The following is a 10475-nucleotide window of genomic DNA, read 5'->3' on the forward strand; positions in this document are numbered from 1 at the left end:
GGCCCTTACTCGGCAGCTATTGCTGCCTGCAGCTCCAGTTTCCCAGTCGAGACCTCAGGACCCTCATCCGCAGTGGGTTTGACCCTGAACCACGCGGCATAGAGCGCAGGCAGGAACAGCAGGATCAGCACGGTGCCGACAGCCGTCCCGCCGATGAGCGTATAGGCCATCGAGCCCCAGAAGACGGAATGCGTCAGCGGGATGAACGCGAGCACCGCAGCGAGTGCGGTCAGGATTACGGGCCGCGTGCGCTGCACCGTCGCTTCGATGACTGCGTGATAGTCGTCGAGGCCGGCAGCCTGGTTCTCCTTGATCTGGTCTGTCAGGATGAGCGTGTTGCGCATCAGGATGCCGGCGAGTCCGATCAGGCCCAGGATCGCGTTGAAGCCGAAGGGCTGGTTGAAGATAAGCAATGTCGGGACCACGCCGATCACGCCCAGCGGGGCGGTGAACAGCACCATCGTCATCATCGAGAAAGATCGCACCTGGAGCATGACCACGATCAACGTGGCGGCGATCATCACGGGAAAGATCTTCGCCAACGCTTCGTTCGCCTTGGTCGCCTCCTCGATAGAGCCGCCCATATCGATGCGGTAGCCGGCGGGGAGCGATGCGATCAGCGGCTGAAGCGCCGTCAGGACTTGCTTGGAGACTTCTGGCGGCTGAGGCGCCTCGTTGATCTCCGAGCGGACCGTGATCGTGGGCACACGGTCGCGGCGCTTCAGGATTGGCTCCTCCAGGCGAATCTCTGAATGTCCGATCTGGTCGAGCGGGACCTGCCGGCCGTCCCGGCTCATCAGCGAGAAGTCGGCGAGACGGGTCGGGTCCAGCCGCTCGCCGCCGGCGCTACGCGCGACGACGGGTACGTTGCGGATGTCCTCGCGGACCTGCGTGACCGCGATGCCGGTCAGCAGGAACTGGAGCTGCTGGCCGACCTGTGCCGGCGAGAGGCCGATGAGGTTGAGGCGATCCTGGTCCGGGACAAAGCGAAGCACAGGCGTGCGATTGCCCCAGTCGCGGTTCGCCTCCCTGACATCCGGAACACCGCGCATGATCTCCAGAGCCTTTTCGGAGATCCTGTAGAGCTCGGAAGGATCGGGGCCCGTCACGCGGAACTCGACCGGGAACACCGAAGGCGGCCCGAAGACGAACTGCGTGGCGCGGACATAGGCTTCGGGCGCAAGCCCGTTCGATACGGCGTCGCGCAGCCGGTGCTTCAGGGCCTCGCGCGTTTGCGCATCCGGTGTCAGCACGACGATCTTGGCGAAGGCCGGATCGGGCAGCTCCGGCGACAGCGCCAGGAAGAACCGCGGGGCGCCCTGACCGACATAACTGGTGACAATCTTGGCCTCGGACTGCTTTTCGAGCCAGCGCTCGACCTTTTCGACTGCAGCGGTCGTCGTCTCGATGCTGCTGCCTTCCGGCAGACGGATTTCGACGAGTACCTCGGGGCGGTCGGAGGTGGGGAAGAATTGCTGCTTGAGACCGCCCATGCCGATGCCGGAAAGCACGAAGGCGACGCTGACGATCGCGCAGGTCAGGAACTTGTGATCGACCGCGAAGGTGATCAGCCGCCGCAAGCGCCGATAGTTCGGCGTGTCGTAGATCGCGTGCGTACCGCCTTCGACCGGCTTGATCTCCGGCAGCATCTTGACGCCGAGATAGGGCGTGAACACGACCGCTACGATCCAGGACACGATCAGCGCGAAACCCACGACCCAGAAGATGTTGCCGGCATATTCGCCGGCAGTCGAGCGCGCGAAGCCGACCGGGAGGAAGCCGGCAATCGTGACCAGCGTGCCCGACAGCATCGGCGCGGCCGTGTGGCTCCAGGCATAGGCAGCCGCCTTGATGCGGTCCATGCCCTCTTCCATCTTCACGACCATCACCTCGATGGCGATGATGGCGTCGTCGACGAGAAGCCCGAGCGCCAAGATGAGCGCGCCGAGCGTGATGCGGTCGAAGAAGCGGCCGGTCTCCAGCATGATGAAGAACACGACGGCCAATGTGATCGGAATAGCCGCCGCCACGACGATGCCGACACGCCAGCCGAGGCTGAGCAGGCTGACCAGCAAAACGACGCCGAGCGCCATCGCGAACTTCATCATGAATTCATCGACGGCTGAGGAGATGTTGACCGCCTGGTCCGTCACCTTGTCGAGCGTCATCCCGAGCGGCAGCGTCTGGGCGATCGCGGCCGTCTTGCTCTCCAGCGCCTTTCCGAGCGCGAGACCGTCCCAGCCCTCCTGCATGACGGCAGCGAGCATGATTGTGGGCTCGCCCTGATGCCGGATGATAAAGGTCGGCGGGTCTTCGTAGCCGCGGCGAACCTCTGCGGTGTCGGAAAGTTTCAGCGTGCGTCCACCCGCGACGATCGGCGTGTCGGCGATCGCCTGGACACTGTCATACGCACCGTCGATCCGGATGAAGACACGCGGCCCTTTCGTATCGATCGAGCCGGCCGGCGTAACAGCATTTTGCCGCTGCAAGGCGGCGACGATGTCCTGCGCCGAAACGCCGAGAGTCGCGAGCTTGGTGTAGGAAAATTCGACAAAGATCTGTTCGGGGCGCTCGCCCAGGATGTTGACCTTCTTGACGCCGGGCACACGCAGAAGATCCTGGCGGATGGTCTCGGCCTGCCGGGCCAGCTCCCGCATCGGCATGCCCTTGGCCTTCAGCGCGTACAGGGCGAAGCTGACATCTGAGTATTCGTCGTTGACGAAGGGGCCGAGCACGCCGGGCGGCAGGTTGCGCGCCTCGTCTGCCAGTTTTTTACGAGCCTGATAAAACTCCTCCTGCACGGCGGATGGCGGCGTGCTGTCTTTCAGGTTGACCGTCATATAGGCGTAGCCGGGGCGCGTCGTCGTCTCGACGCGGTCATACCAGGTCAGCTCCTGGATCCGCTTCTCCAGCGGCTCGGCGACGAGGTCCTGCATCTCGCGCGCCGTCGCGCCCGGCCAGACGGATGTGACGGTCAGCGTCTTGATGGTGAAGTTCGGGTCTTCCGCCCGTCCGAGCTTGACGAACGCATAGGCGCCGGCGGCGACGAGCAGGATGATGGAGAACAACGTGACCGCCCGTTCGCGAACGGCGATCGCGGATAGATTGAAGCTCATCAGTTGCCCCCGACTTTAGAGGTCCGGACGCGAGCGCCGTCCTTCAGAAGATGAGCCCCGAGCGAGATGACCGGCTCTTTCGAATTCAGTCCCGAGATCACGGCCGTCTCGTTGGTCACGCGCACGAGCTTCACTGGCTGGAACTTCACCGTCGAGGTCTCGCCATCGAGAAGCCAGACGCCTGTCCGCTGGCCATTGTCCAATAGTGCTCCGAGCGGCACCTCCATCTCCGGCTGGCTTGCCTGGTTGACCAGCCGGAGGGTGACGGTCGCCCCGAGCGGCGCCGCCGCGGCTTCGCCTGCAAGTACATAGCGCGCTTCGTAGGTACGGGTTTGCGGATCAGCCGAATTGGACAGCTGGCGAAGCTGCGCGGCGTAGCGATGAGAGTTCGTTCCATAGAGGCTCGCCTCGGCCGCCGAGCCGATGGCCGGCCGGATTGTCTCCGGCAGTGCGACGAGCGCTTCACGGGGGCCGGCCTGTGCAAGCCGGACCACGGCCTGGCCGGCCGCGACAACCTGTCCCGGCTCGCCGAGCGTTTCGACGACCGTTCCGTCGGCATCGGCGACCAGAACGGAATAGGTCGCTTCGTTTTCCGCAACCCCCGCTTCCGCCTCCGCCGCCGCAAGCTGGGCCGTGGCGGTGTCCAGCGCTGCCTTGGCCTGCTCGTAGCGCTGCGGACTTGCCGCGAACCCGTCCTTGGCTAGTGCGGCATAGCGCTTCTCGTCAGCACGCGCCTGAACCAGAACCGCACGCGCCGCCACGGCCGCGTTGCGCTTTGCCGTGAGCGCAAGCCGCAGGTCCGTCTCATCGATCCGCATCAGCGGCTGGCCGGCTTTGACCTCCTGGCCGACATTCACAAGCCGTTCGACGATTTTACCAGCAACCCGGAAGCCGAGATTGCTTTGGACACGGGCCGCGATGACGCCTGTGAAGCGGCGCTCGGATTCGGCGACCGGTGTTGCCGCGACCAGCCTCACGATCGGGGCGTCCTGCCTGGGGTCGCCTACGGCGGACGCCTTCTCGGGGCGAGCCGAGAGTACGACAAATGCCGCCACCGCTGAGGCTGCGAGCACAACGCCCGCTGCGGCAATAACCGATCTCTTTCTCTTTCCCATCATCTCGTACCAATTAGATTGCATTCGATCACTATACGTGTTATAGATTACGAACGCAATCTAATTTTGGAGGTCAACGATGCGTGTCAGTCGCCAGCAGGCAGAGGAAAACCGGCAGACGGTTATTGATGTGGCGAGCCGCCTTTTCCGCGAGCACGGCTTCGACGGCATTGGGCTCAAGGATCTGATGGCGGGCGCCGGGCTGACGCAGGGCGCCTTCTACAAGCAGTTTGAATCCAAGGACGACCTGGCGGCGAAAGCGTCCCGGCGCGCCCTGGAGAGCGCCTCCGGCCGCTGGTCCACCGCGGCGCAGGCCAATCCGCAGAACCCGCTCGCCGCGGTGATCGATTTCTATCTCAGCATGGGGCATCGCGCCGAGCGGATGGAAGGCTGCCCTGTCGTGGCGCTCGGCTCGGACGCGGCCCGGCAAGGCCCGGACGTGAAGGCGTCCTTCGAGGCCGGGATCAGGGAATATCTCGAAATGCTCGGCGGCTGGATCGGCGGGGAGGAAGGCGAGCCCGGCGGCAAGGCCATGGCAATTCTCTCCACGATGGTCGGTGCGGTGGTTCTCGCGCGTGCCGTCAACGACGAGCAGATGTCGAAGCGGTTCCTGCAAGCAGCCGCCGAGAGCGTGCTGCCGGGATCGTCGGCGGATGATGCCGGGCAAGGAGCGCGCCAATGACGACCTCTCCGGCCGACATGCGCAGCGCCACTGCTTCAATCGCCGATCTGGCGGGCTGGTCCGGGCTGGAGCTCGTTGCGCGGTTGGCGGACGGGAGCATCCGCCGCCCGCCAATGGCCGAGACGCTGCCCTTCACCTTGCTTCCACCGGAGGAAGGCAAGGTCGCGCTCCTGGCCACGCCCGAACCGCGCTTTTGCAATCTGACCAATACGGTCCATGGCGGCTGGATCATGACGATGCTCGACACCGTCATGGCACTCGCCGCCCAGACAACGCTTGCGCCCGGTGAAACCTGCCCGTCGCATGAAACCACGGCCAAGTTCGTCCGCCCGCTCTTTGCCGATTCCGGCGAAGTGCGTGTCAGCGGCCATGTCGTTGCGCGCAGCCGGAGCGTGATCACGCTGGAGGGCAGGATCGAGGATGCGCAAGGGCGGCTCTATGCACATGGCACGTCGACCTGCCTGGTCGTGGGCAGGAAGCCATGATGTCCGCGCGTCCGATCGCAATCCCGGCCCCTTCCGAGCGCCGCCTGACCGGCGGGACCCTGTTCCTGCTCGCCGGTCTGGCGGCGCTCGGCGCGCTCGCCACCAATATCATCCTTCCTGCTTTTCCGCGGATGGGCGCCGAGCTTGCGGTTTCCTCGGCGGAACTCGGTCTCCTTTTGAGCAGCTTCTTCGTTGCGTTCGCGCTCGGGCAGCTTGTGGTCGGTCCGCTCTCCGACCGCTTCGGCCGCAAATGGCTGGTGCTGGGAGGCCTTGCGGTCTTTGCCGCGGGCAGCGTCGTTTGCGCACTGGCCGGCACTTTGCCCCTGCTGGTTTTGGGGCGGATCATTCAGGCGCTGGGAGCTTGCGCGGCCTCGGTCCTGTCGCGCGCCATTGCACGCGATCTGTTTGACGGCGAGGCGCTCGGCCGGGCTCTGGCGCTCACCATGATCGCCGGTGCGGTTGCGCCGGGCTTTTCGCCGCTGCTCGGCAGCATCCTGTCCGGCCTGTTCGGTTGGCGGATCACCTTCCTGGTCGTTGCAGTCTTCGGCGTAGCGCTCACGCTGCACTATGTCGCTCGCATCGGGGAGTCGCTCCCGCTCGATCGCAGAACGCCCCTCGCACCATTGGCCGTTGCGTCCGCCTATGGCCGCCTCGCCGCCGATGCCCGTTTTCTATTCCCTGCGCTTGCAGTGAGCCTCGTCATCGGCGGGCTCTACAGTTTCTTTGCGGCCGCCCCCGGCGTGCTGATGAACGAGTTGGGACTGAGCGCTTTCCAGCTCGGATTGTCGTTCGCGTCGACGGTTCTGGTCGTCTTCCTCGCAGGCTTTCTCGCGCCGCGGCTGGCGCATCGCCGGGGCCCGCATGCCATCGGCATGACCGGCCTTTGCATCGCACTTGCGGGCAGCGTCGCCATGTTCGCCTTCGCCGCATCGCCGACTTTCACGACCTTCACGATCGCCATCGCGCTCTATCTGTTCGGTATGGGTCTGATCAATCCGCTCGGCACCGCGATTGCGCTCTCTCCCTTCGGGCGGCAGGCCGGACTGGCATCGGCTCTGCTCGGCTTTTTGCAGATGGGCTGCGCCGCCATCGGCGCGTCGTTTGCGAGCGCGCTGCCATTTCCGCCGTCCGTTTCCCTGGCCGTCGTGCTGACCGCGGGTTCGGTTCTTGCCCTTCTGGTCTTCCTTCCGGTCGCGCTGCGTCAGCGGCAGGCAGGGCCACGCGGTTTGGGCGGCGTGCCGGAATCGACAGGAGGATAGATGCGACGGATTGTTATCACAGGTCTTGGAGCGGTCACGCCACTCGCCGCGGGTGTCGAAGCATCCTGGTCGCGTCTTCTGGCCGGTCGTTCGGGCATTCGCAGGCTTGCCGGCGATGTGGTGGGCGACCTGCCGGCGAAGGTCGGCGGGGCAGTGCCTTCGCGGCAGGACGATGCGGAGGCTGGCTTCGATCCGGACATCGTGCTGGCGCCGAAAGATCAGCGCAAGGTCGACCGGTTCATCCTCTTCGCGCTGGCTGCGGCCGAAGAGGCGCTGGCGCAGGCAAACTGGAAACCTGACTCAGAGGCTGAACGCCTGCGCACGGCCACGATCATCGCGTCAGGCATCGGCGGGTTTCCGGCCATCACCGAGGCGGTGCGCACGGTGGACCAGCGCGGCGTGCGCCGCCTGTCGCCTTTCACGATACCATCCTTCCTGGTGAACCTCGCGGCGGGGCATATCTCGATCCGCCATGGCTTCAAAGGCCCGCTCGGCGCGCCGGTGACGGCGTGCGCGGCCGGCATCCAGGCGATCGGTGACGCGGCGCGTCTGATCCGCGCAAACGAAGCCGACATCGCCCTGTGCGGCGGCGCGGAAGCCTGCATGAACATCGTCAGTCTCGGCGGCTTTGCAGCGGCGCGCTCTCTTTCGACCGGCTTCAATGACAGGCCCATCGAGGCCTCGCGCCCGTTTGATTTGGCGCGCGACGGCTTCGTCATGGGCGAAGGCGCAGGCCTGCTGGTCATCGAGGAGCTCGGCCATGCGCTGGCGCGCGGCGCAAAACCGCTCGCCGAACTCGTCGGCTACGGCACGACGGCCGATGCGCACCATGTCACTTCCGGCCCCGAGGATGGCAACGGCGCGCGCCGGGCGATGGAGATCGCCATCGTCCAGGCAGGGATTTCGCCGCGCGAGATCCGTCATCTCAATGCGCATGCGACCTCGACGCCGGTCGGCGATCTTGGCGAGATTGCCGCGATCAAAACACTGTTCGGCTCTGACGGAGAGATCGCTGTCAGCGCGACGAAATCGGCGACCGGACATCTGCTGGGTGCGGCCGGAGGGCTTGGTTCCATCTTCGCGATCCTGGCGCTGAGAGACCAGATGGCACCGCCGACGCTCAATCTGACAGCTCCCGATCCGGCCGGCGCCGGTATCGATTTTGTCGCAAACGAGACCCGCCCGGTGGCGATGGACTACGCGATCGCCAACGGCTTCGGCTTCGGCGGTGTCAACGCCAGCGCGCTGTTCCGGCGCTGGACGGACGAACTGACGCGCGGAAGCGGCGGAGGGACACATGGCTGACGCCCTTCGCACTGCCCTTTCGCGGGACTCCCGCGCCAATCCAACAAAAAGAAAGAGACGGTTTTCATGAGCAAGAACAATTCCCCCGTGGCTCTGGTGACCGGGGCATCCTCCGGCATCGGCCGCGTCACGGCCAAAGCATTGCAGGGCGCGGGGTATCGCGTGTTCGGAACGAGCCGCCGCGCCACGTCCGAAAGTGCCGAGGGCGTCACCATGCTGGCCTGCGACGTGACCGATGATGAGTCCGTGGCGAAGCTTGTCAACGAGGTGGTGGCCAGTGCAGGCCGCATCGATCTGCTCGTCAACAATGCCGGGATCGGGCTGCTTGGCGGCGCTGAGGAATCGTCGATCGAACAAGCCCAGGCGCTGTTTGATGTGAATGTCTTCGGCGTTATGCGCATGACCAACGCCGTGCTGCCGGTCATGCGTCGCCAGAGGCAGGGCAGGATCGTCAATCTGAGCTCGCTGCTCGGCCTGATTCCGGCGCCTTATTCGGCGCTCTATGCGGCCACCAAGCATGCCATCGAAGGCTATTCTGAATCGCTCGACCACGAACTGCGCGCATTCGGCATTCGGGTTGTGCTGGTCGAGCCCGCCTATACCCGCACCTCATTCGAAGAGAATCTCGTAAGGCCCGACCGGGTGCTCGACATCTATGACGCTGCGCGCGCCGGCATGAACAGGGTCTTGCGCAAAGCGATCGAAGCAGGCGACGCACCCGAAGTCGTCGCCAGGACCGTGCTGGAGGCAGCGGCCGCTGCCGCTCCGAAATTGCGCTACGCAGCGGGGAAAATGGCGCGCCAGGTCAGTTTGCTGCGCCGCTTCGTCCCCGCATCCGCGTTCGACAAGAGCCTACGAAAGCAGAACGGGTTGCCGGTCTGACGGGACATTTCATGCAAATCGGCATCATCGGTGCTGGGAATAACGTACGCCTCCTGGAGGCAGCCGCCGAGAGCGTGCGCTACTCAACCGAACCTCTGCAGCAGCCTGGACGGCGCCAATGATGTTGTCGTCATCCGAAGCGCGCAGCGCGAAATAGTCAGAGCCAGCGGCGAACCTTGGCCTTGTAGCGGCGGTAGTCGTCGCCAAACTTCGCTTCGAGATAGTGCTCCTCGCGGGCGATCACCTGCGTCTGGATTGCGATCAGCACCAACGGGAGCAAGTCGAAGGCAATCGGTCCGTCGAAGCCGATCGCGAGGCCCGCATAGATGAGCGCCATGCCGAGATACATGGGATTGCGGGTCCACCGATAAGGACCGGTCGTTGCGATGAGGGTCGTTGGCTGCGACGGCCGAACGTTGGTGCCCAATCGCCGGAACAGCCCCGCCGCCGCAAGCATCACCGCCGCTCCGGCAACGAACAGTAGCGCGCCTGCTGCGATCAGCAACCGCCAGTCGATGCCGAAAGAACGCAGGGTGACGAACCGCTCCGCCGCCAGCCCCAACAGCAGCGCTCCCAGATAGATGAAGGGCGGAGGGAACCGGACACCCGCGCTGTCCGGTTCGACGGCCATGTTCATCTCCAATCTGTGCTCAAACCAGCATCGACTGCTGGGCGAAAATGCCCGCCATCGCGCCTTGCCATGATGCCGTGGTGACCGAGGGCATTCCGGGGTTGGCGAGGTCGCCGGCGGCGTAGATGCCGGGCATGCTGGTTTCGCGGCGCTCGTCGACCTTGAGGGCGATGCCGCTGGGCGTATCGACCGTGGCGAGGCCCAGTGATTCATGCAGGCGGCGGACGGCTTGTTGCGCGGATGCGCGAACAGGATGTCCACCGCGACATCGGGGCCAGCATCAAGCTTGATGGTGGCGCTATGGCCCCCCGGACGGGCGATGCTGGTGATCCGGCCGTCGACGACAGGTATGTTGCGGCGCGCCAGATCGGCCCGGATATCGGACGGGATGTCGTGACCATCAGCGGAGAGCGTCAACCTGTCGGTCCAATCGTGGAGCAGCCTGGCCTGATTGTGCGACTGCCGGCCGGACCAGACGAGGCCCCAATGCTGGCCGGCGACTTTAAAGCCGTCGCAATAAGGACAGGGCACAATGGAGGTGCCCCAGCCGTCGGCAAAGCCCGGCACATCTGGATTCCGCCGAGTGGTGGAATGTCCTAAACGTGGATACCCATGTCGGTCGCCTCCACATATTCAAGGACTGCCTCGGCGCGGCCCTCGGCAACGAGCTGCACGGCCGTTTGGCCCGAAAAACCCGGTAGAGGCTTCGAATGAAACCAAGCGTAGGCTGCTGCTGCCGAGGCAAATCGAGACTCGATGATGGAGAGGATTACCCGGCCGGCTTCCTCCGGGCTGAAATCCTTAACGCCACTGCGGTGTCGAAGTTTCTCAGTCATTTGCGCGCCCCGAGCGCCCAGCGGCACCTCGATTAGGAAGGTAGTTTAGACGTTATCACACCTGCGAACCCACCACGAGGCAACTACTGTGTTTCGGCGTGCAAGTTTGACCCTGTGAGGCGGGGGATCGGCGTCCAACTTTGGGTCTGACTCAAATCTGCTGC

Annotated in this window: 9 protein-coding genes and 1 pseudogene; 5 read left to right on the forward strand and 5 right to left on the reverse strand. The window is 64.8% G+C overall.

Features of this window, described 5'->3' with window-relative positions; all coding sequences use genetic code 11:
• Positions 1–5: 5 nt before the first annotated feature.
• Both AC07NY_RS21410 and AC07NY_RS21415 read right to left on the reverse strand, forming a co-directional pair.
• Positions 6–3116, reverse strand: a complete 3111-nt coding sequence (locus AC07NY_RS21410) for an efflux RND transporter permease subunit (protein WP_494585476.1) — start codon at positions 3114–3116, stop codon at positions 6–8.
• Positions 3116–4231 carry an efflux RND transporter periplasmic adaptor subunit gene (locus AC07NY_RS21415; RefSeq protein ID WP_494585494.1) on the reverse strand — a complete coding sequence of 372 codons (1116 nt, stop codon included), beginning with the start codon at positions 4229–4231 and terminating at the stop codon, positions 3116–3118. Before AC07NY_RS21415 ends, AC07NY_RS21410 begins: the two co-directional genes overlap by 1 nt.
• A 79-nt stretch (positions 4232–4310) precedes the next feature.
• On the opposite strand from AC07NY_RS21415, the gene AC07NY_RS21420 reads away from it, so the two are divergent.
• The 5 genes from AC07NY_RS21420 (at position 4311) to AC07NY_RS21440 (ending at position 8844) form a co-directional block, all read left to right on the forward strand.
• Positions 4311–4913, forward strand: coding sequence for a TetR/AcrR family transcriptional regulator (locus AC07NY_RS21420; RefSeq protein ID WP_494585477.1), 603 nt, complete (start codon positions 4311–4313; stop codon positions 4911–4913).
• Positions 4910–5398 (forward strand): PaaI family thioesterase, encoded by a 489-nt coding sequence (locus tag AC07NY_RS21425; RefSeq protein ID WP_494585478.1) that lies wholly within the window; start codon positions 4910–4912, stop codon positions 5396–5398. Before AC07NY_RS21420 ends, AC07NY_RS21425 begins: the two co-directional genes overlap by 4 nt.
• Positions 5398–6657 carry a multidrug effflux MFS transporter gene (locus AC07NY_RS21430; protein ID WP_494585479.1) on the forward strand — a complete coding sequence of 420 codons (1260 nt, stop codon included), beginning with the start codon at positions 5398–5400 and terminating at the stop codon, positions 6655–6657. The genes AC07NY_RS21425 and AC07NY_RS21430 overlap by 1 nt, the downstream gene beginning before the upstream one ends.
• On the forward strand, positions 6658–7962 hold the full coding sequence (gene fabF / locus AC07NY_RS21435; RefSeq protein WP_494585480.1) for a beta-ketoacyl-ACP synthase II: 1305 nt from the start codon (positions 6658–6660) through the stop codon (positions 7960–7962). It begins immediately after the preceding gene.
• A 66-nt stretch (positions 7963–8028) separates the two neighbouring features.
• Entirely contained in the window at positions 8029–8844 is an 816-nt protein-coding gene (locus AC07NY_RS21440) for an oxidoreductase (protein WP_494585481.1), read from the forward strand.
• A gap of 157 nt (positions 8845–9001) precedes the next feature.
• On the opposite strand, the gene AC07NY_RS21445 is transcribed toward AC07NY_RS21440, so the two are convergent.
• From AC07NY_RS21445 to AC07NY_RS21455, 3 genes and pseudogenes are all read right to left on the reverse strand, one after another.
• The gene (locus tag AC07NY_RS21445) at positions 9002–9475 is read right to left on the reverse strand and encodes a methyltransferase family protein (RefSeq protein WP_494585482.1); all 474 of its coding nucleotides are present in this window, start codon (positions 9473–9475) and stop codon (positions 9002–9004) included.
• A gap of 19 nt (positions 9476–9494) precedes the next feature.
• Positions 9495–10054, reverse strand: a pseudogene (locus tag AC07NY_RS21450) (FAD-dependent oxidoreductase); the annotation flags it as partial.
• 17 nt (positions 10055–10071) lie between these two features.
• Complete coding sequence (locus AC07NY_RS21455; RefSeq protein WP_494585483.1) at positions 10072–10311, reverse strand: antitoxin Xre/MbcA/ParS toxin-binding domain-containing protein; 240 nt, start codon at positions 10309–10311, stop codon at positions 10072–10074.
• Between the last annotated feature and the right edge of the window lie 164 nt (positions 10312–10475).

The sequence above is a fragment of the Allobosea sp. GW821-FHT09G06 genome (assembly GCF_059416005.1).